Source organism: Streptomyces sp. NBC_00989 (genome assembly GCF_045162655.1).
Taxonomy (GTDB): domain Bacteria; phylum Actinomycetota; class Actinomycetes; order Streptomycetales; family Streptomycetaceae; genus Streptomyces.
Map to the genome: position 1 here is coordinate 9887962 of NZ_CP108728.1, position 22064 is coordinate 9910025.

12 protein-coding genes and 2 pseudogenes are annotated in these 22064 nt (G+C 68.1%); 7 read left to right on the top strand and 7 right to left on the bottom strand.

Annotation, left to right across the window (positions count from 1 at the left end):
• Positions 1-13: 13 nt before the first annotated feature.
• Entirely contained in the window at positions 14-3604 is a 3591-nt protein-coding gene (cobN, locus tag OG714_RS44500; protein ID WP_406129707.1) for a cobaltochelatase subunit CobN, read from the top strand.
• 161 nt (positions 3605-3765) lie between these two features.
• Here the strand turns inward: cobN and OG714_RS44505 are convergent, their stop codons facing one another.
• Positions 3766-4185, bottom strand: coding sequence for a Fur family transcriptional regulator (locus tag OG714_RS44505; RefSeq protein ID WP_406129709.1), 420 nt, complete (start codon positions 4183-4185; stop codon positions 3766-3768).
• A 161-nt stretch (positions 4186-4346) separates the two neighbouring features.
• Here OG714_RS44505 and OG714_RS44510 point away from each other — a divergent pair, with 161 nt between their 5' ends.
• Together OG714_RS44510 and OG714_RS44515 are read left to right on the top strand one after the other, a co-directional pair.
• Positions 4347-4988 (top strand): superoxide dismutase, encoded by a 642-nt coding sequence (locus tag OG714_RS44510; RefSeq protein ID WP_406129711.1) that lies wholly within the window; start codon positions 4347-4349, stop codon positions 4986-4988.
• A gap of 217 nt (positions 4989-5205) precedes the next feature.
• Positions 5206-5493, top strand: a pseudogene (locus OG714_RS44515) (GNAT family N-acetyltransferase); the annotation flags it as partial.
• 359 nt (positions 5494-5852) lie between these two features.
• Here OG714_RS44515 and OG714_RS44520 read toward each other — a convergent pair.
• Positions 5853-6364 (bottom strand): annotated as a pseudogene (locus OG714_RS44520) (DUF6879 family protein).
• Positions 6365-6908: 544 nt separating this feature from the next.
• Between OG714_RS44520 and OG714_RS44525 the strand changes: the two are divergent.
• The 4 genes from OG714_RS44525 to OG714_RS44540 all read left to right on the top strand — a co-directional run bounded on the left by OG714_RS44525 (position 6909) and on the right by OG714_RS44540 (position 14860).
• Positions 6909-7805 (top strand): DUF5655 domain-containing protein, encoded by an 897-nt coding sequence (locus OG714_RS44525; RefSeq protein WP_406129712.1) that lies wholly within the window; start codon positions 6909-6911, stop codon positions 7803-7805.
• A gap of 1198 nt (positions 7806-9003) precedes the next feature.
• Positions 9004-10578, top strand: coding sequence for an N-6 DNA methylase (locus OG714_RS44530; protein ID WP_406129714.1), 1575 nt, complete (start codon positions 9004-9006; stop codon positions 10576-10578).
• A complete protein-coding gene (locus OG714_RS44535; protein WP_406129716.1) occupies positions 10571-11782 on the top strand; it encodes a hypothetical protein in 1212 nt (403 codons plus the stop codon). The genes OG714_RS44530 and OG714_RS44535 overlap by 8 nt, the downstream gene beginning before the upstream one ends.
• A gap of 3 nt (positions 11783-11785) precedes the next feature.
• Positions 11786-14860: a type I restriction endonuclease subunit R gene (locus OG714_RS44540; RefSeq protein ID WP_406129718.1), complete on the top strand. Its 3075-nt coding sequence runs from the start codon at positions 11786-11788 to the stop codon at positions 14858-14860.
• A 180-nt stretch (positions 14861-15040) separates the two neighbouring features.
• Here OG714_RS44540 and OG714_RS44545 read toward each other — a convergent pair whose 3' ends face one another.
• From OG714_RS44545 to OG714_RS44565, 5 genes are read right to left on the bottom strand one after another with little or no spacing between them, the layout of a single operon-like run.
• On the bottom strand, positions 15041-16399 hold the full coding sequence (locus OG714_RS44545; protein WP_406129720.1) for a DUF2399 domain-containing protein: 1359 nt from the start codon (positions 16397-16399) through the stop codon (positions 15041-15043).
• A gap of 3 nt (positions 16400-16402) precedes the next feature.
• Complete coding sequence (locus OG714_RS44550) at positions 16403-19513, bottom strand: hypothetical protein (RefSeq protein WP_406129722.1); 3111 nt, start codon at positions 19511-19513, stop codon at positions 16403-16405.
• Positions 19510-20163: a hypothetical protein gene (locus OG714_RS44555; protein WP_406129724.1), complete on the bottom strand. Its 654-nt coding sequence runs from the start codon at positions 20161-20163 to the stop codon at positions 19510-19512. Before OG714_RS44555 ends, OG714_RS44550 begins: the two co-directional genes overlap by 4 nt.
• On the bottom strand, positions 20156-20746 hold the full coding sequence (locus OG714_RS44560) for a hypothetical protein (RefSeq protein WP_406129725.1): 591 nt from the start codon (positions 20744-20746) through the stop codon (positions 20156-20158). The genes OG714_RS44555 and OG714_RS44560 overlap by 8 nt, the downstream gene beginning before the upstream one ends.
• Complete coding sequence (locus tag OG714_RS44565; protein ID WP_406129727.1) at positions 20733-22037, bottom strand: hypothetical protein; 1305 nt, start codon at positions 22035-22037, stop codon at positions 20733-20735. Before OG714_RS44565 ends, OG714_RS44560 begins: the two co-directional genes overlap by 14 nt.
• Positions 22038-22064: the final 27 nt, after the last annotated feature.

A 22064-nucleotide genomic window follows, 5' to 3' on the forward strand; every position in this document is an offset into this window, starting at 1 on the left:
AGGCCGACGAAGCATGATCCTGCTGCTGTCGACGTCCGACACCGACCTGCTCAGCGCCCGCGCTGCCGACGGCCCGGTGCCGTACAGGTTCGCCAATCCCTCCCGCCTCGCCCTCGACGAACTCCCGTCCCTGCTCGACGGCGTGGACCTGGTCGTCGTACGCCTCCTCGGCGGCCTGCGCGCCTGGCAGGACGGCCTCGATCTGCTCCTCGCGGACGGCCGCCCGGTCGTCGTCCTCACCGGTGAACAGGCCCCCGACGCCCAGCTGATGGCCGCCTCCACGGTCCCCATTGGCATCGCCGCCGAGGCCCACGCCTACCTCGCGCACGGCGGCCCGGCCAACCTCGCCCAGCTCGCCCGGTTCCTGTCGGACACGGTCCTGCTGACCGGCCACGGCTTCGAGGCGCCCGCGCCCGCCCCGACCTGGGGTCCACTGGAGCGCACGGCGCGCACGCCGGATGGCCCGACCATCGCCGTGCTCTACTACCGCGCCCACCACATGAGCGGGAACACCGCCTTCATCGCCGCCCTGTGCGACGCCGTGGAGGTGGCGGGCGGCCGGGCGCTCCCGCTGTACGTCGCCTCGCTCCGGGCCCCCGAACCCGAGCTGATCGACGAACTGCGGGCGGCCGACGCGATCGTGACGACGGTCCTCGCGGCGGGCGGTACGAAGCCGGCCGAGGCGTCGGCGGGCGGTGACGACGAGTCCTGGGACGCGGGCGCCCTGACCGGCCTCGACGTGCCGATCCTCCAGGCGCTCTGCCTCGCCTCCTCCCGCGCCGACTGGGACGCGAACGACGACGGTGTCTCCCCGCTCGACGCCGCGAGCCAGATCGCCGTACCGGAGTTCGACGGCCGCCTCATCACCGTCCCCTTCTCCTTCAAGGAGATCGACGCCGACGGACTCCCGGCCTATGTCGCCGACCCCGAGCGCGCGGCCCGCGTCGCCGGAATCGCCGTACGCCACGCCCGACTTCGCCACATCCCGAACGCCGGCAAGCGCCTCGCGCTCGTCCTCTCCGCCTACCCGACCAAGCACTCCCGTATCGGCAACGCGGTCGGCCTCGACACCCCGGCCAGCGCGGTGGCGCTGCTGCGCCGACTCCGGGCCGAGGGCTACGACTTCGGCCCGGCACAGGACATCCCCGGCCTGGTCTCCGGCGACGGCGACGAGCTGATCCGCGCGCTCATCGACGCGGGTGGTCACGACCAGGACTGGCTGACCGAGGAGCAGCTGGCCCGCAATCCGGTCCGCGTCACGGCCGCCGACTACAGGCGCTGGTACGCCACGCTCCCCGAAAAGCTGCGGGCCGCCGTCGAGGAGCACTGGGGCCCGGCACCGGGCGAGATGTTCGTCGACCGCAGCCGCAACCCGGAGGGCGACATCGTCCTGGCCGCCCTCCGTTTCGGTAATCTGCTCATCCTCATCCAGCCGCCGCGCGGCTTCGGTGAGAACCCGATCGCGATCTACCACGACCCCGATCTGCCGCCCTCCCACCACTACTTGGCCGCCTACCGCTGGATCGCCGCCGCGCGGTCGGAGGGCGGATTCGGCGCCGACGCGATGATCCACCTCGGCAAGCACGGCAACCTGGAGTGGCTGCCCGGCAAGAACGCCGGCCTGTCCGCCGCCTGCGGTCCCGACGCGACCCTCGGCGACCTCCCGCTGGTCTACCCCTTCCTGGTCAACGACCCCGGCGAGGGCACCCAGGCCAAGCGCCGCGTGCACGCCACCCTCGTCGACCACCTCATCCCGCCCATGGCCCGTGCCGACTCCTACGGCGACATCGCGCGCCTGGAGCAACTCCTCGACGAGCACGCCCAGATCGCCGCCATGGACCCGGCGAAACTCCCCGCGATCCGCGCCCAGATCTGGACCCTCATCCAGGCCGCGAAACTCGACCACGACCTCGGCCTCGCTGACCGCCCCGACGACGACGGCTTCGACGACTTCCTGCTCCACGTCGACGGCTGGCTGTGCGAGGTGAAGGACGCCCAGATCCGCGACGGCCTGCACGTCCTCGGCACCCCGCCCGCAGGTGCCGACCGCGTCAACCTGGTCCTCGCCGTCCTGCGCGCCCGCCAGATCTGGGGCGGCTCCATGGCCCTGCCCGGCCTGCGCGAGGCCCTGGGCCTGGACGAGTCGGCCGCGACCCGCACCACGGCCGACGCGGCCGAGGAGCAGGCCCGCGCCCTGGTCCAGGCGATGGAGGACGCCGACTGGGACCCGGCCGCCGTACCCGCCGACCACGGCGAACAGGTCGCCGCCGTCCTGGAGTTCGCCGCCCGCGAGGTCGTCCCCCGCCTGGCCGCCACGACCGCCGAACTCGACCACACCGTCCACGCGCTGAACGGCGGCTTTGTCCCCGCCGGCCCCTCCGGCTCACCCCTGCGCGGCCTGGTCAACGTCCTGCCGACCGGCCGCAACTTCTACTCCGTCGACCCCAAGGCCATCCCGTCCCGCCTGGCCTGGGAAACGGGCCAGGCCCTCGCGGACTCGTTGCTGGAGCGCTACCGCACGGACAACGGCGAGTGGCCCACCTCCGTCGGTCTCTCCCTCTGGGGCACGAGTGCGATGCGCACGGCGGGCGACGACGTGGCGGAGGCACTGGCCCTGCTGGGCATCCGCCCGGTCTGGGACGACGCCTCCCGCCGCGTGACCGGCCTGGAGCCCGTCCCGTACGAGGAGTTGGGACGCCCGCGCATCGACGTGACCCTGCGTATCTCGGGCTTCTTCCGCGACGCGTTCCCGCACACGATCGGGCTCCTGGACGACGCCGTACGCCTGGCGGCCTCCCTGGATGAGCCGGCCGAGGCGAACCACGTACGGGCGCACACCCAGGCCGAGTTGGCGGAGCACGGCGACGAACGCCGGGCCACCACGCGCATCTTCGGCTCCCGCCCGGGAACGTACGGCGCCGGCCTGCTCCAGCTCATCGACTCCCGCGACTGGCGCACCGACGCCGACCTCGCCGAGGTCTACACGGTCTGGGGCGGCTACGCCTACGGCCGCGAACTCGACGGCCGCCCGGCTCGCGAGGAGATGGAGACGGCCTACAAGCGCATCGCGGTCGCGGCGAAGAACACGGACACCCGCGAACACGACATCGCCGACTCGGACGACTACTTCCAGTACCACGGCGGCATGGTGGCCACCGTCCGCGCCCTGCGCGGCGCGGCCCCCGAGGCGTACATCGGCGACTCCACCCGCCCCGAGACGGTCCGCACCCGCACCCTTGTCGAGGAGACCTCCCGGGTCTTCCGGGCCCGCGTCGTCAACCCCAGGTGGATCGAGGCGATGCGCCGCCACGGCTACAAGGGCGCCTTCGAACTCGCCGCCACCGTGGACTACTTGTTCGGCTACGACGCCACCACCGGCGTGATCGCCGACTGGATGTACGACAAGCTCACCGAGACCTACGTCCTGGATCCCACCAACCGTGAGTTCCTCCAACAGGCCAACCCCTGGGCCCTGCACGGCATCGCCGAGCGGCTGCTGGAGGCGGAGTCGCGCGGGATGTGGGCCAAGCCCGACCCGGCGGTGCTGGAGGAGCTGCGGCGGGTGTACCTGGAGACGGAGGGGGATCTGGAAGGCGAGGGGTGACGGCGTCGTTGGTTATTGCGAGTTAGTCGCAACAACATATATATTGCAGTAAGTGGCGGTGGGTTTCATACGCTCGGAACTGCCGACACGCACCGGGTGCGGAGCGCCGTCCCGCCTGACAGCGTCTGTCCCAAAACGCCGCTCCGCACCCCCTCGCCGAGTCACCCGCTGCACTCGGCGCACCGGCCGTAGACAAGCAGGGAGCCCGAGGAATCGGGCCGCAGCCCGGTCAGCGCCTCGATCTTCCCCGCCGCTGCCGTCAGATGCCTGCTCGCGACCGCCGCCACGTCGCCGCACCGTTGACACACGGTGTGATGGTGCGGCTCCCCGCTCGCGCCGTAGCGCACCGCTCCCGGCGCGTGCACGGCGTGCGTCAGACCCACGGCCGTCAGGGTTTCCAGCGCCCGGTAGACCGTGGTGGGGTGAACGACCTCTCCGGTCAGGGCCAGTTGGGCACACGTTTCGGCGGTGGAGAGGTGGCGCTCCGACGCCGACAGTACGGCCAGTACGTGCAGCCGGCCCGGAGTGCAGCGCAGACCGTGCTGCCGCAGCAAGGCTCGGGGTTCCGGCCGTGCCGTCATGTCATGGCGTGCTGGCTGAGAGGCCCCGCTCACATCAACTGCCCTTCCCCTGCCTGCGACACATCGAAAGTCCTAGGTCCAATGCCTGATCCGCAAGGTATCGTTCCTGCTGCTAGCGTGCACCTGCATACCACTCGCAATAACGTCGGAGGACGTTGGACATGGCGGTTTACACGCTCCCGGAGCTTCCGTACGACTACGCGGCACTTGAGCCGGTCATCAACCCGCAGATCGTCGAACTGCACCACGACAAGCACCACGCGGCGTATGTGAAGGGTGCGAACGACACGCTGGAGCAGTTGGCGGAGGCGCGCGACAAGGAGTCGTGGGGCTCGATCAACGGCCTGGAGAAGAACCTGGCCTTCCACCTCTCCGGCCACATCCTGCACAGCATCTACTGGCACAACATGACCGGCGACGGCGGCGGCGAGCCTCTGGAGGCCGATGGCGTGGGCGAGTTGGCCGGCGCGATCGCCGATTCCTTCGGTTCCTTCGCCGGCTTCAAGGCCCAGCTCACCAAGGCCGCGGCGACGACCCAGGGTTCGGGCTGGGGCGTCCTCGCTTACGAGCCGTTGAGCGGCCGCCTGATCGTCGAGCAGGTCTACGACCACCAGGGCAACGTCGGCCAGGGCTCCACCCCGCTCCTGGTCTTCGACGCCTGGGAGCACGCCTTCTACCTCCAGTACAAGAACCAGAAGGTCGACTTCATCGACGCCATGTGGGCCGTCGTCAACTGGCAGGACGTGGCCAGGCGTTACGCCGCCGCCAAGGAGCGCGGCGGCAGCCTGCTCCTCGCGCCGTGACGCCGTAGGCACGCCTGCATAGATGTCCTGCTCGTGATCGTCTTCTCAACCTTCACGGGGCAGGCAGTACAAGGAAGGGCTCCTGCGGGGCGGATCCTCGCGGGAGCCCTTCTGTCGAAAGGTGTGGCGGCTGCGGGAGGCTCACTCGGAGCCTGATCGTCTGGATGCCTCCTCGGGGTTGTGGCTGCGTCGTTGGTCGGCGGCGGACGCTCGTTCGGTGTTGGTCGACTTCACGGACCCATCGATGAGGCAGCAGGTCAGCGAGACGATCGCGTCGCTGGATGCGTCCAACCGATGGCTCGCGGTTCGAGCCGATCAGTGGGCCTCAGGCTCTGCCTTCACCTTCGCCGCAGTCGACACCGACGACACGGTGTCGGACAACGTCGGGGTGAGCGTGGTGAACCGTCGCCATCGCGCGGGGTGGGTGTCGTACTGGACGACGGCGACCGCCCGGGGCAAGGGCGTCGTGTCACGGGCCTGCCGGTCGCTGGCTCGTTGGGCTTTCGATGAGGTCGGACTGTTCCGGTTGGAGATGGGCCATCGGGCCAACAACCCGGCATCCGCAGAGTGGCCGGGGCCGCCGGCTTTGCCGTCGAGGGCATCGAGCGCCAGAAGGTGGAGTACGAAGGCGTGCGCTACGACGTGGAACGTCGTGCGCGGTTGGCCACGGACAAGGGGTCGTCCTGGCCATGACCGGGACGTGGGGGTACCCAGGAGCGGTCCTCCGCTCTCGGGTTCAGCGACGAGGCTGAACGTGGCCAGGGCTGCCTTGTTTGCGGCAGGGTCCTCACCCCGGCACCTGTGCGGTTGTGTCACCTGGGGCAGGTGCGCAGTCGTGACGCTGCGATGGTGTCGTTCGGGGTGTCAGACCGGCTGGAACTCTGCGTGCGGTGTTGCCCGCGCCCATACGGCCTTGAGGTCGACTTGCTGAGCTTTGTCACCTCGGGGTCGTCCGTGAGTTCCACTTCCATGTTCTCGCCTTCGCCGTCGAAGTGGTTGACGAGGACAAGGCTGGAGTCGAAGAGCCAGAAGTCGTTGCCCGGGAGCGCGAGGGCTGTTGCGCTTCGCCGGGAGAGCCAGCGCACGTCTTCGCCGGCGGCGATGTCGAGTCCTTCCGTCACGTCGTACTCGAAGTGGATGTACTCGCTGACGGGAGTCGGGGCGACGCGGGCCCGGCGGACCTCGACGCCTCGCGAGGTCGCTTCCGTGACGATGCGGTGCCAGTCGCCCCGGCGCTCGGCCGGGTCGAGTGTGATGTCTGCTTTCCAGTCGATGAAGGCCGGGTCCGACTTCATGTAGGTGTCGCGCATCTCCAGATGGACAGCCGTCTGCTGGCAGTCGCGGAACAGTTCCTCAAACGTCTGGGTCCTCGTCAACCTTCTTCATCTCCAGGAAGAACTGCACCATGCGCCGGGGGATCTCCCCCACCGACTCGTGGCCGAGAGATGTCCATCTGCCCGAGGTGCGCCGACGCGGCAACGTGCTTGGGCCTTGACAACGGCCAGCGTATCTAGGGCTGTAGAGAGTTCCCAGAGTCTGAAATTCAATCCGGATTCGAGTGCGGCAGGGCTGCGAAGCACGGTCCCTCGACGGGACGGTGGCCCGTTCACCAAGGAGCGGTCATTGAAGGCACCGGCGAACTGACGCCAGGAATACGCAATAGAGCAGGCGCTTAGAAGGCACCTGCTCTATCCACTGAGCTATGGGGTCTGACCTGCGTAAACGCAGCTTCCGAGCGCTTTCCCCCGGGTCGCGGGGGACGTATGGGGGAATCGCGGATTCCCGGTGACCGGGGGATGCGAGCGCTCCCCGATCGGGCCGTACATAGGTTCTCACACCATCTTCACGCCCCCGAAGCCTCTCGCGGAAACAATCCCGCACCTCATCGGCGTTGGTGACCTCCGAGCTGAGGAGGGGAAGGTGTCGGGCCTGAAGCTGTTCCGCACGGACACGACGAACAGCGGCATGACCGAGGTGGTGCCGCGTCTTGCTGAGATCGAGGCCGATGTGCAGGGCCTCGTCGAGGCGCACATGGAGACACTGCTGAGTGTCCGGTTCCTGGCGAGCGAGTACGGTACCGGGCCGGTCCACGGCGGCCGAATCGACTCGCTGGGCCTCGACGAGAACGGGGCGCCGGTGGTCGTCGAGTACAAGCGGGGTGTGGACTCTGGAGTCATCAACCAGGGGCTGTTCTACCTCGGCTGGTTGATGGACCACCGGGCCGAGTTCCAGCACCTGGTTCGCGACCGGCTCGGGGCCGCGACCGCGGCCCGGGTGCTGTGGAGCGCGCCCAGGCTGATCTGCGTCGCCGGCGACTTCACCCGATACGACGTGCACGCCGTACGCGAGCACCGGCGCAGCATCGACATGGTTCGCTACCGACTCTTCGGCAAGGACCTCCTGGGTCTTGAGACCGTGGCTTCTGTCACCGGGCGGACGCCGGCCGCGAGGCGGGTTCGCCGGCACGCGGCCGGGCTGCCGCCTGCCTGTGGGCAGGGCGGGGCGCTCGTGGAGCTGGCGGAGGCGGTCGATGAGGTCATGCTTGGCCTCGGGGACGGCGTCAGCCGGGTGCGGCGCAAGCAGTACCGCGCGTATCAGCGCCTGCGGAACTTCGCCTGCGTCTGCCCACCGCAGAAGACCAAGCTCCTCGTCTATCTCAAGGCCGATCCGAGGGATGTCGACCTCGTTCCCGGCTTCACCCGGGACGTGACGGGGCTCGGCCACCACGGAACGGGCGACCTGGAGGTGCAGTTGCGCTCCGAGCACGACGTGGAGCGGGCCGGGGACCTCTTCCGCGCCAGCTATGCGGCGGGATAGTCGGCTCGTGCGTCTGTGACACGGATCGGCGCGTGACTGCTGGGCTGCGGGTGTTGTGGTGGCGGTGCCTTCCGACGTACGGGCAGGTAGTGGCGGTGAACCATCTAATGATGCGGACGATCGCCGGTTTGGCCAACCGGCGATCGTCGGCTATGTTGCGCCGCTCGGTCGCCGCGTTGATGCCCGGGCGTGACCCGGCCAGTCACCGCGGGCTTGTGCGCAGCCGTGTTCGTGATTCCCGGTCGTTGGACCTCGGATTCGCGAGTGTGGAGGGACTGTCCCCGGTCGCCCGCCGTGTCCAGGCCCCACATGGTCACTCGGGGTGGCCTTGCTGGTCCGGCGGCGGAACAGGTAGTGGCCAGTACGCAGTGTCTCGCTTGCCGGCCAGCGCTTCGAGTAGGAGGTCCTCGGACAACTGCAGGGTGGGGCGCAGCGTAGGAGCTGGGAGGGCATGATGGGAGCGCCGTCGAGCCATGCGGTGATCAAGGGGCACCGCTGATCGCGGCCGACGTGGTCAAAAGAGTCCGCACGCTAACGGGAGCCTGCGGCAGAGCAATTGACGGCCAAACAGTCATGGAACCAGGTGACTGGCCGTGTATGGGATGGGCCGTTCGGCGGTAGTAGGCTTTGCCTTCGACTCGGAGAAGGTTAGCGGCCCGCGTTGTCAGTGGTGCGTGATGGGATGACCGCAGCACTGTTGACGCTGCCTCAGGAGTCGCCCGCATGAACTTACGTTTGACGGTCCCTGCGCATTGTGAGCCGAAGGCGGCCCCAGAGCGAGCCCGACATCCCTCTCTGGTCGTATGGATCAGGCAGGAGCGGTGAGCCGCCAGGCTGCGTCCTGGCGAGGGTCTGGCGTGGGCGGCTCGTGAGCGATGAGGTCCGGCCGGCGAAGCTGGCAGCGGCGACGGAGGTGTGGCGGGAGGCTGTCGACTTCTCGCGCGCACACTTCCGCGAGGTCACCACGGCATGCATCCCGATGAGCCGCGCCGTTTGGTCGGGTCGTTTGCCATATTTCGTGGCCCTGGGGAGGGATATCGTCTGTGAGCCTCCCCCGCACGGAATGCGACGCCCAGAGTGCCTTCCCGCGGGAAGCCCCAGGCGTGTACATGCCGGGTACGCCCGAAATGGGCTGACCAGCAGGAACATCACGGCCTTCGGGCCGCCACCTTTTGACGAGCAAGGACACCCCCGACTGATGGCAGTGACCCAGCAGGAAATCGAGAACCGGTTGTGGGACGCCGCCGACGAGCTGCGCGTGGCGATGCCCGAAGCGCAATACTCCTCGGTCGTCTTCCCACTGATGTTCTGGAAGTATCTTTCCGACACCTGGGAACACCAGCACCAGGAGTTCCTGGCCGACAACGAGGGCTTGGACGATCTGTCCACCGAGGAAGCCCACGAGATCGAGTACCGCGACTACCAGTCGTTCGAGGTCCCGTTCATCCACCCCGGCACTGTCCAGAAGCGTCGCGCCTCGTGGTCGTCCATCCTCGCCACCATCACTCAGCCCGGCCTCGGCCAGCGGGTCCGCGCCTCCCTCCAGGCCATCGAGACCGCCAACCCTGACAAGTTCTCCCGCCTGTTCGGGTCCATGACCTGGACTTCCGAAGAGGTGCTGTCCGGCGAGGTGTTGGCGGCGGTGATGCAGGCGATGGACCGCACCCCGAAGATGCACGAGGGCAACATGTCACATGATGTGCTCGGTGGGGCGTACGAGTATCTACTGAAGCGGTTCTCCGACGGGTCCGGCACCCGCGCTGGCCAGTTCTTCACCCCGCGCGAGGTTGTCGAGCTGATCGTCGAGGTCCTAGACCCCAAGGGCCACGAGTCGGTGTACGACCCGACTTGCGGGTCGGGCGGCATGCTAATCGCCTCCGCAAACCTCCTGAAGGCCCATGGCGGGCGTGGCTACACGCTCAAACTGCACGGGCAGGAGGCCGTACCGGACACCGCGGGTGTGGCTCGCATGAACCTCTTCATGCACAACCTCACCCAGTTCAAGGTGGAGGTCGGCGACACTCTGAGGGACCCGCGCTTCAAGAAGCCAGACGGATCCATTGCGCAGTTCGATGTGATCCTCGCCAACCCGCCCTACAGCTTGAAGTGGAAGCCTTGGACCAATGACCCGCGTGCCATCGGTGGTGTCGCACCGCAGTCGTCGGCGGACTGGGCGTTCGTGCAGCACATGATCGCCAGCATGGATCCGAAGAAGGGCCGCGCTGGCGTCGTCCTGCCTAACGGTGTCCTCTTCCGCGGCGGCCAAGAGGGTTCGGTCCGGCAGCGAGTCCTCGATGACGACTTGCTTGAGGCTGTGATCGGACTGCCAGCGAACCTCTTCTACAACACCACGATCCCGACCTGCATCCTCGTGTTCCGCGCCCCTGGCACCAAGGCCGACGAGCGTAAAAACGGGGTGCTGTTCATCGATGCCTCCAAGCGGTTCACCAAGGGCAAGAACCGCAATGTCCTGACCAACGCTGACATCGCCGACACGGTGGCTGCCTACCATGCGAGCTTCGACGTCGACGGCACCACGGTGGCTCTGGACGGGGATGGTGGGCTAGCCGCCCAGTTCGTGCCCGTGACCGAGATCGCGGCAAACAGCTATGACCTCAACATCAGTCGCTACGTCAAGCAGGTCACGGCCGAGCAGACGGACCTGCCCACCCTGATTGAGGCTTACAGCATCGCCCGAGGCGAACGTCAGAAGATCGAGCGGCACATGCTCGCCGTCCTCGCACACGCTGGGATTGAGGGATTCGATGAGTGACGCCGCAGCTGCCGTGCAGGATGAATGGGTCCTGGCGCCTCTCTCACGTGTCCTCAAGCTGAACGTGGAGGTCGTCGATGTGGACCCGGGTCGGACTTATCCGATCGTGGGAGTCCTGAATAGGGGGAGAGGGCTGCTTTTTCGCGGCCCCGTCGCTGGAAGCTCTACCGCTTACAAGAAGCTCAACCGGATCGGTCCCGGGGTGCTCGTCTACAGCCGGCTCAAGGCATTCGAAGGCGCGATCACGGTCACTCCCGACGACTTGCCGGAGTCGTTCGCGTCTCAGGAATTTCCTACCTTCGCTTTCGGGACTGACATGGACCCCGACTTCTTCCGCATTCTCACCACGACGCAGAGCATGTGGGGCGCGCTCCAAGGTGCATCGAAGGGAATGGGGGGGAGGCGCGAGAGGGTGAAGCCCGCAGACTTCCTCAACATCGCCATGGCCATCCCGCCGCTGCTTGTGCAGGAGCGGATCGTCGAGGTCATCGGGGCGATGGACGAACAAGTCGCGGCACTCGAGGTCGAAGCCGACAGCCTCCTTCGAGTCCGCAACGCCGTTCTGGGAGACATGCTCTCACGTGGCGGTGAGGGTTGGTTGTCTGCTCCATTGTCGGAGGCTGGAACACTCAGCCGCGGTCGCCGGTTCGTGAAGAGCGACTACGTGGAGTCCGGCCTGGGGTGCATCCACTACGGCCAGATCTACACGGACTATGGGGCATCGGCTACACGTACGGTGACGTACTTGCCTGAGAGCTTCCGCGGCTCGATGCGTCTCGCGCAGCCCGGTGATGTGGTGGTCGCTGGGACGAGCGAGAACGTTGAGGACGTCGGCAAGGCTGTTGCCTGGCTGGGCGATGAAGATGTGGCCGTTCACGATGACTGCTTCATTTTCCGTCATGATCTGGACCCGAAGTTCGTTTCGTATTTCTTTGCTTCACCCTTTTTCCAGCATCAGAAGCGTCAATTCGCGAGCGTGACCAAGGTGGTTCGCATCTCGGCTGCGAACCTGAAGAAGATCGTTATGCCCGTGCCTCCTCGTGATGAGCAAGAGCGCATTTCGAGGGCGGCCGGCGCGGTGGACGCGCAAGTCGCCGCTCTTCAGGCTGAGGCGGAGCGTCTCCGTCGGGTGAGGGTGGCAGTGCTCTCGGGCCTATTGAATCGCACCATCGACATCAAGTCCGCCGAGTTGTTGGAGGTCTGAGCCGTGGCGAAGGGCGTTCGGGAGCGGGAATTCCAGAACCTTATGATCCAGTGGTCCCTCCCCATGGGCTGGGGTTACACAGCGGGCAGAGCCCTGCCTCGTGAGACGACGCAGACAGTGGTCATCGGCCAGCTGCGGGACGCCATCCTCCGGTTGAACCCTGGAGTGATCGCTGGGTTCGACGTGGACGTGGTTGTCGAGGAGATCGTCGCTACGGTCAACGCCGTCGACGGTGGCCTGGTGCGTGCCAACGAGCTGGTTCTGAACCTGCTGCGCGGGCACAAGGAGTTCCGGGATGCGGACGGCGTGTGGCACGCCCTCAAGGTCATCGACTTCGAGCATCCGACAGCCAACACGCTAGTCGTGTCGGACGAGGTGACCATCACCGTCCCCGGCAAGACCTCCCGCCGGTTCGACCTCGTGTACTGGGTCAACGGGCTGCCTCTGGTCGTAGTCGAGGTGAAGTCTCCGACCGCGAAGTCCGGTTGGGCGGACGCGGCCCGCGAGATCAACGACGTGTACGCCCCCGAGTACCCGTGGTTCTTCACCCCCAATGTCTTCTCCGTCGCTTCCGACGGACTGAAGCTGCGGTTCGGTGCCGCTGGCGCGCCCGTGAACCTGTGGCAGCCGTTCCGGTCCACCGATGACGACGAGAACCTGTCCGGGCAGGCGGACGTGCGGCGCTCCGTCGAGTTGCTGCTCAGCCCGGCCACGATCCTGGACATGTTGGCCAACTTCGCCCTCTTCGACACCTCGGGGGATGGGGTGGACATGAAGTACCTGCCCCGCTACCCGCAGATGGAGGCCGCGCACCTGATCCACGAGCGGGTCCTGGAGGGCGGGTCGAAGGGCCTGGTCTGGCATCACCAGGGGTCCGGGAAGACACTGCTGATGGTGTTCGCCGCCTCGCTGCTGCTGACCGACACCCGCACCGAGTCGCCCACGATCATCCTGCTCTCGGACCGGACCGATCTCGTCCGGCAGACCTCCGGCGTGTTCACCTCCGCGATGGGGCACGCCTACTTCCACAAGCCCGCCACCAGCCAGCAGCTGCGCTCCCTGCTGGCCGATGACGTGCGCGGTGTCATCTCCACGACCGTCCACAAGTTCGCCGACGCCGGCACGAATCTGTCGACCCGGGACAACATCATCGTGCTGGTCGATGAGGCACACCGCACCCAGTCCGCCAAGTCGAAGTCCCTGGCTGGCCAGATGCGTGCGGCGTTGCCGAGCGCGAAGTTCTTCGGCATGACCGGCACACCCGTCAGGAACCTCGCCACCGACACCTTCGCGCTCTTCGGTGAAGAGACTGACCCGGACAGGGTGCTGCACCGGTACTCAGTATCCCGGTCTCTGCTGGACGAGGCGACTGTCCCGGTCATGCTGGACCCGCACCCGGTCACCTTCGAGATAGACGACAGCGCACTGCAGGCCGAGTTCGACCAGTTCGCCGACGAATTCGACCTCGACGACCCCGACCGCGAGGCTCTGTCCCGCAAGTTCGGGCGTCTCACCTCGGTGTTCGCCAACCCGAACCGCATACACACGGTCTGCCAGGACATCGTGGACCACTACCTGGCCAGCGCCTACCGCAACGGCCTCAAGGCCCAGGTCGTCGCCTACAACCGTGACCTGGCCGTGGCGTACACGGACAAGATCAACGAGCTGCTGGCCGGCTTCGAGGCGTCACAGGTGCTCACCGAGGTCGGGAAGCACGAGCGGATCACTGCCGAGGTGAACATCTCCGTCTCGGACTCCAAGGACGAAGACGCCGCCATGCGGCCCTACCAGCTGTCAGAAGTCGACGAGGAGAAGCAGAAGCGGCGCTTTCTCACCCCGGATGACCCGCTGTGCTTCCTGGTGGTGACCGCGAAGCTGATGACCGGGTTCGACGCCCCCAACGAGGGCGTCCTCTACCTGGACAAGCCGCTGAAGGCCCACAACCTGTTCCAGACGATCACCCGCCCGAACCGGACCTGGGTGTCCCCGGACGGGTTCGTGAAGACTGACGGCGTGGTCGTGGACTTCATCGGTCTGGCCGAAGAGGTCCAGCGGGCCGTCGTTGACCCCACCGCAAAGGGAGCCAGCAAGGGCGGCGGGTTCGTCACCGACCTGACCGAGCTGGTCGCCGAGTTCCGCACCACCTTCGCCCGCATCGAAGACCTCCTCGCCGACGTGGACGGCCTGGACCTCACCGTCCACGGATACGAGTCCGTGCGAGCCATCAACATCTTCCTGGACGCCAACCCCGGCGCTGCCGACATGTTCACCAAGGACTACCGGCTCCTGGCCCGCCTGTACCCGCTCATCAACACCGACAAGCGGGTCGCCAAGTACCGGGACGGCTTCGGGTTGTTCGGGTCCGTATACACGACCCTGTTCAAGAAGTCCTCCGACGAGGAAAGGAAGGAGCGACTGGGCGAGCTGGGGCCGATGGTCCTGGAGATAATCAACGCCCACGTCCACTCCTTCTCGGTGGCCGCCTCCCAGGAAGAAGCCCTCGTCCTGGATGCCCAGGGCATTACGATCCTCAAGGAGCTGTTGGCCCTCGTCCGTCCCAAGCCCGACAAGGACGACAGCGAGGATAAGGGGCGGCCGTCTGCGGCGGAGATCCTGGACCACATCAAGGCGGCCCTTGAGAAGGGCGTCGAACCGGGGTCTGCGAAGTACACCGCCCTGGCGGAGCGGATCAGGCAGCTGCGGGACCGGATCATCCAGAACGCTCAGGACGCCTTGGAGTTCCTGGCCGAAGCACTCCGGGTCGCCCGTGCCATCGTGAACGCGGAGAAGCACCCCGACGAAGCCGTCGTGCTGGACGACGACCACGTGGGTGTCCTGTCGCGGATCATCCGTGACCATGCGCCGCCCGGCCTCACCGTCACGGAGCAGAACCTGGCCGAGGAGATCGACCAGGTGGTCAAGCGCACCCTCGCCCAGTCATGGGACAACGCCGAGGCCCGCAATCGCGGTGTCCGCCGTGCCACCGCCGCGGTCTTCCGCCGGTACATGTTGAAGCCGGTGGGGGAGCCCTATGGCTCCACCGTCGCCTACGTCGAAGCCCACTACCTCGTCGACTGATGTGCGCACTGAGGCCCGGCAACCTGTGGCGGTTGCCGGGCCTCGTCGCGCTGCCCTGCCCAGATCTGCCCCCCTGAGCCACGCCATTCTCGTCATCACTCCAGCCGGCGTGGCGACACCGGGGGCCAGGGCTGTGGCGTCGCGCACGGTGACGCGGGACGCCGGCCTGCGACATGCAGCTCAGATCAGGCGCAGCACGCCTTCGACGATGGCGGTTTCCTGTTCGACGGGGTAGCCACGGTCGAGACAGCTCTGGGCGAGTGCACCGGCTGGACCTGCCTGGGCCGACTTCAACGTCTCCCAGACGGGACTGTCCGGCGCCCATGGCCTCTGCGGTGCATGGGCAGCGGCGCCGACGTCGCAGATCACGCTCCTGGTCTGGCCTGCGGGCGACAGGGTCTGATAAATGGCGGTGGCGATGCGGATGCCGCCGAGATCCGCGTCGGGAGCGATGACGATCCTTTCCGCAGTGGTTGCGAGGCCGGCGATGCGATCGAGAACGGCCGCGCTGGGCATACCCCCGCAGTATGCGATGCCGACGTCGCTGCTCGTGACATTCCCGTTGAGGGCGTCGCACAGCGTCTCGGCGGCCTGCAGGTTCTCGACGATGACAAGGCGGGCGCCGGTCAGGGCCAGGCGGAGGTCGGTCTGTTCGGCGCGCAGGAGCACAGGGCCGCGAAGGCGGGTCAGGGGCAGGCTCTGTCCTACGGTCTGCAGGTCGATGGCTCCTCCGGCTCCGATGCGGCTGTCGCGCTGGAGTCCGATGGCGGTCGCCACGGCGGGAGTGACACCGCAGTGTTGGAGGATGGGGCGAGCGTCGTCCCAGGTCTTTGTGTTGCCCGTGTGCGCTTGAGAGAAGGCCCGGGCATTGGGGTGGATGGTGCCTTCGCACAGGTCGCGGGCGACGGCGATCAGTATGCGTGAGCGTTTCGGCGCGGGTGCAGGTCGGTCCAGCTCTGCTTGCAGCGCGGAGCGCAGGCTCTGCACCGCGATTTCGGTGAGCCCCTTCATCGTGGGGATGGGGCTGCTGGCTCGGTTCAGATGGGGGTGCAGCGCATCAAGAGCATCTTGGATGCCGGTGCGGAGCTGATCGCGTGTGGTGGTCTGCCGTTTTGCATGCTGTGCGGCTGCCCGGGTGGTGGCGTCGGTGCGATACCAGCGGATGGGAGAGCCGAGGGCCATCTCGGAGGCGGTGACGTTGCAGCGCAGCACGACCGCCCCGGCGCGGGCGAGCGTGATGGCGGTGGCCCAGGCGTGACCGCCGTAGCGCTGCTGTACGGCGCGCCATTCGCGGTGCGCGGCGTTGAAGACGAAGGCCCGGTCACCGCTGCGGGCGAGGGCCGGGATGGCGTCGGGGGCAAGGTGTTCCGGCAGCGTGGTCGCGGTGAGGTCGACCTGGGAGTAGTGGGGCATGCCGGTCGGGCGCGCGTTGACGAGGCGTCGGGTTCCCTCGGCGGTGTGGCGGGTGCGTACGACGGCGTGTGCGGTGAGCCCTTGGGGGAGGCCCTTGAGGGGGATGACGGGACCGGTGGGCTGCATCGTCTACCACCAGGTGCGTCCGGCCAGCAGAACCTCCATGGTCAGCTCGACGCGCTCGCCGTTGGCGTCGTAGCCGAACATCCGGGTGGGTGCGTTGAGGGCTTCCGTGTGGCTGGGGTAGTTGAAGTAGAGGAGTTCGCCGCTGTGTTCGGTGGCGTCGTCCAGGAGGGACTCCTGGCAGGTGCCCAGGACGGTGATGCCGTTGCCCTGGGCGCTGGAGGCAAGGGCGCCGAGGACTTCGCGGCGGTGGTGGGAGCCGAGGGAGTCGCCCAGTTCGTCGAGGATGAGCAGGCGCCCGCGAGGGTGCGGGGAGGCGAGCAGCGAGGCCAGGACCAGGTGGATGGAGAACAGCTTCTCCTGGGCCGAGTTGGTGATGTTGTCGTAGGGCAGCATCGGGCCGTGCGGGGTGCGCCGCCAGTACGGGGTGACTTCGCACCTCCACATGTCCTGCAGCGTTGGGGGCGGAGTGAGGGTCCGGCGCAGTTCGGCACCGTAGAGCCCGGCGTCCCGGTTGAGCGTGACCAGCGCGTCCTCTATGTCGACCAGGGCCAGTTCGAGCCGCAGGGCGATACTGCCCTGCATGGTGCGCAGGCTCTCTCGTAGGTCGCCGGCCTTCTGCTCACCGAAGGCGATCCGGCTGGCCCGGTGGGCGCGTTCCTCGGCGATGCGGTTCGCGGCCGAGACGTCGGACTCGACGAATCGGTCCAGCCAGTCCCTCAGGGCACGGACGGGCGCCTCGAACGCGGTGGCATCGGCGAAGCGGCGGCCTCCGGCGTCATCGGCGAGGTTGTTGCGGAGCCGGACCGCGTCCTTGAGCGCGCCGATCGGGGCGCCGGCGCCGGTGTCGACGTCGATGCCGATCGCTTCGAGGGCCCGTTCGAGATGGCGGCCCGCGCGCTGGCGCAGAGTGTTCTCACTGCGGCGTTCCGGCTGGACCCGTGGACGATCCGAGGCGGCCGGTGGGGCGGTGGGCCAGCGCAGGGCGCGCAGGGCGGCTTCACGGCTGCCGCCGTGTTCCTGCCAGTAGCTGATGTCGAGATCGTCGATCTGCTGCTGGACAGCTGCGAGCTGTTCGGCGGCCTGTGCTTCAGCAGCCTTTGCCGTGTCGATGGCGGCTTGCGCCTGGGCGTGCTGGAGCGCGAGGGTCTTGTGGGCGACGAGGGCGTCTTGGAAGGCAGCCTGTGCTGCGTCCCTCTCCTGCTGACACGCGGCGGTCGCCTGGTGGAGGGCGGCGAGTTCGTCTTCCAGCGCGGGGCGCTGGGACCGCAGGCGCGCGGCGCGCGCGGCTGCTTCCAGGCGGCGGACGAGTTCGGCGCTCTGCGCTTCGGTTTCCATGGCCTGACCGCGCTGCCGCTGGGCCTGGCCGAGGTCTTGCTCGGCTTGGTCCAGTGCAGCACGCAGACGGGTCAGGAGGGAGGCTCGCCCGGTGAGCGGCTCAGCGTATCCGCCCAGTACGTACAGGCCCAGAGCGTTGTCGACCGCGGTGTCCGGGGAGTGTTCCAGACGCATGCGTGCGGCCAGGGTGTCCAGAAATCCCTGGACGGGATCGTGGCCGCGGTGGTCCGTGTCGGGTACAGCGATGAGTACTGCGCCGGGCCGGCCGGCCAAGGCCGCCCGGGCGGTAGCGATGCAGGACGTCGCGATGCACACGGCGTCGCGGTACAGCGCCAGCCGGGGCTCCCAGGAGGCGCGTTCCTCGGGAGCGAGAGTGAGTCCGTCGAGTAGGCCGGTGGCGTGGATGCCGGCTTCGCTCAGGGTGCTGATCGTCTGGCCGGCGGTGCCGTAGCGGCCCTCGTTGGCGCGGGCGAGGTCGTCTTGGGCGTTCTGGCGCAGCGCGGTGGCCTGCGTCAGGTGGCCTTCGCAGGCGATGGCATGCTGGTGGGCCTTTTGGGCATCGAGGCGGGCGTCGTCGAGGTTCCCGTGGACTCCCGCCGCGGCGTCCTCGGCGTCCTGGAGGGCTTGATCGTGTGCGGCCAGGTGGTGACGAGCGCCGCTTTTGTCGTCCCGGGCCCGGATCAGGCGCTGCTCGGCGCCTTCTTTGGCATGCGCCGCCTCGTCGTGTCGGCGGGCGAGGCGCTCGGGGTCGTCGAGGGCGCGTTGAGCGGCCTGGGCTGCTTCCCGGTCACCCCGGGCGCGTGCCCGTGCCTCTTCTTGTTCGCCCAGTGCGGCCTGCAGCTGGTCGGTGCGGTCCAGTGCGTCGAGCAGTCCACGGGCGTAGTGCAGGGCCCACATGTCCTGGGCCTGTACGAGCTCCTCTCGGGCGCTGATGCGCTGGATGACGGTGTGCAGGGCCCGCTCCTCGGCCGCGTAGCTGGTGATGTCCTGGTCCCGGCTGGTCTGCAGCTCGCGTTCTGCTTCGCTCAGGTCGTGGCGCAAGGACGCGTCGGTGTCCAGGAGCGTGGCGCGGCCGGTGAGGTCGATGAGTGCGGTGCCGATGCCGGCGGGGGTGAACAGGCCGGTGTCGAGCTTGAGGAGGGAGGGGCCGCCGCGTCGTTTGCCCCGGGAGGTCAGGAACGCGAGGCAACGGGGAACGGGCCCGTACAGGGCGGTCGCGTACTGGGTGGCTCCCAGCGCGGATGCGGGCGGCAACCCGCGGTAGATCTTGGCGGCCTTGTCATGGCGTTTGGCGTCGTCCTGAGCGGTGGCGAGATGGATGCCCGGGGCGTGCCGTACTTCGACGTACGTCGGGGTGGCGGACAACTTCAGCCACACGGTGTGGGCGCTGGCGGGGACATCGTCCGGGTTCGCGAAGAGCCCGGCGATGTAGCCGGTGGTGGCGGGCGTATAGCCCTGGGCGCCGATCCCTGCGGTCTGCGGTTCGAAGAGCAGGTCCGCCACCGACGCCGGGCCGCTGCTGTGCATCCGCCATTCCGGATCGCCCAGCAGCAACGAGACGGCGGCCAGCCAGCTGGTCTTGCCGGATTCGTTCGAATCCGTGGGCCCCTTGCCGGAGACGGCGACGAAGCAGCCGGGGATGAGAGCGACCGCGGCCGAGGGATGCCGGGCGATGTCGAAGGTCTGGACGCACAAAAGTTGCCGCCCTCCGATGATCCCGAGGCTGATCGGTACCTCTTCCGGGGGCTGCGTCTCCTGCTGTTCGGTGGCAGTGTTCATGGTGCGATCTCCCGCGGGACGGAGGAGGGTTCGGGCGGTGTCTTCTCCTGGCGGCGCTGGCGGATGGCCCGGGCGTACATCGAGTCGGGCTGAGTGACCAGGACCAGGTCCTCCCACAGCCGGGCCGACTGTGTATCCGTCAGCCGCAGCAGCGCAGGGCCCGGCAGCAGGGCGCGGTGAAAGCCTTCCCGCAGCAGGCGGCGCGCCTTGAGACGGCGCACCGCCGGGCGCAGCTGTTCGTAGGTGAAGAAGGGGTTGGCGTACAGCTCCTCGACGCTGGTGCCGGGTCCGTCGGCGAGCCAGGTCGCCGACCCGTGGACGCCACGGGCGCGGGGGGCTGCGACGGTGCGCAGCAGGACCAGTACCAGCACCGCCCGGTCCAGGGGCGGCAGGACCCCGATGCCCTCGGCGGCCAGGCGTTCGCCCACGGTGTCGTCGTAGCCGCTGGTGAAACCGGATATTCCATGGTGCTCGCGGAACAGCAGGACGCGGCCGAGGCCGGCCAGACGCCGGACGACAACCGCCCGCAGCGCATCGGTCTGCAAGGCGGGAAACGCTTCGCCCGGCACCAGCCCGTCGGCGGTCTCCAGGGCCGCGAGGGCGGACTGGACGTGGGCCTCGTCAACGTCGGAGAGCGGTATCTCACTCATCGTCGTCCTTCTGTACCGGCGGGGCCTGGCCCGTACCAGGGAGCTGGTCGTGAAAGCGCCGCATGGTTTCGGCGAAGGTGGCGGGCAGAGCGGCCACCGCCGGCCCCAGTCGCAGCCGCTGTCCCTCGCGGACGATCAGCAACAGCAAGTGCAGTTCTCCGTCGAGGGCGGCCTTGGCGAACTTCACGTCCAGCCCGATGTCCCCGGCCGTGTCTAGGATGTCGGCGCGCTCGAACGGGCGGCCAGGGTAGGGGGGCCAGTCCAGGTCGGGCCACGCCCGGGCCAGGCACAGGGCGAAGGTGATCATCTGGGTGGGAGTGAGCCGGGCGACGGGGTAGGTGCCAAGTTCCTCGGGAACCGGCGCCTGTGACCAGCCCAGCACGAGCGCACGGCCCAGCGGGCCCGGACGGCCGCCCGAACTGGACGGGGTGGGCCACGGGCAGTCGCATTCCACGAGGCTGCGCCCCGCGATCCGGGCCGTCTCATCGGCCTCGGCCAGCAGCCCGGGCGGCAGGCTCCCGGGGGCGATCGCGCCACCGGCTCGGGCGGCGGCCAGGATCAGGGGCACATCAGGGTTCTTCATCGCCGTGCTCGCTTGCCACCAAGTCCTGCGGCGCGGCAGCCGCAGGACGCTCCGTGCGGTGGACCGTGACCGGATGCAGATACGTCACCCACGCCTCACGGTCGATGAGCAGCTCGGAGCCGATCTCCAACCGGTACGGAGCGTGGGGGTCGGCGTCCAGCATGATCAGATCCGTCAGGAGCCTCACGGCCCGCGGCCACCGCGACCGCCGCAACTCCTCCGTCACCTCGACGCGGTCGCGCTCCAGAAGCATGCGATCGGCAGCCCGTTCGCGACGCGCCCGTTCCCGCACCCCTCGCTCGACCACCGCCGCGAACGGATCCCGCTCCGGCGACCCCTTGGGCATCGGCGGCCGGTAGCGCACCCGGTGGCGCGGCGCGAACGCATCCACAGCGTCCACCACAGCCCCCGCATCCACCCACACCTGCGGCGCATCCACCACCATCGCCGCGCCGGCCTCCGCAAGCCGTTCCGGCGGGGCATCGCGGGCCGCCTCCAGGTACTCCTCGGCCGACAGGACATCGAAGTCCAGGGCAACCCCGGCGTGGTCCAGCACCCGTAGCAGAGCTTGCGCAACCCAGTGGCCGTACCGCTGCTCGGCCTCAACCATGGCCATGGCCTTGTGGGCGAGGTCGGTGTCCTTGGGGAAGTGCCGGTTCACGTCACGGTTCAGGCGAAGGACACGCTGGTCCAAGTCCTGGTGGTTGTACTGCCGCTGGTCCTCGATCAGTTCCTTCAGCGAGCCGTCCAGGACCAGCGCCTCAAGCTGAACCGCGAACGTCGCGAACACCCACTCGCAGAAAATGATGTTGCGGGCGACCGCATCCCGGTCAGGATGCTCACGGTCGAGGAGTTCCTGGGTCCGGTCCAGCAGGCCGATCAACTCGTCGATGCCGCCGTGGCTCTCCAGCCGGTCGCAGATCATCAGGAAGACGGTGCCCAGTGGGTGAAAGGAGTGCCGCAACTGGTGCTTCTTGGACCGATAGGGGCGGATCAGCTGCTCGCTCTCGAAGACCTGCCAGCGTGACTCGAACATCTCCACCGCATAGGCGGGCCGGGCATGTTGTGTGATCCACTCCCACACCTGCGTCTTCGTCGCCCCGCCCTGGGAGCTGTGGGCAGCAAACCCCTCCGCGATGTCGCGGGTGATCCGCAGATGCAGACGATCGGTGACTGTCGCTCCGGAGTGCCGCGCCGCCGCCGCGACGAATGTCTGCAAGTTGCTCGACCGCTGGGAGTCGCTCAGCTGCCGATCGACGCCATCACCCGGGTCCTCGTCGCGGAAGGTCACCGCCGCGCCCCCTTCTCCTTCTGCAGG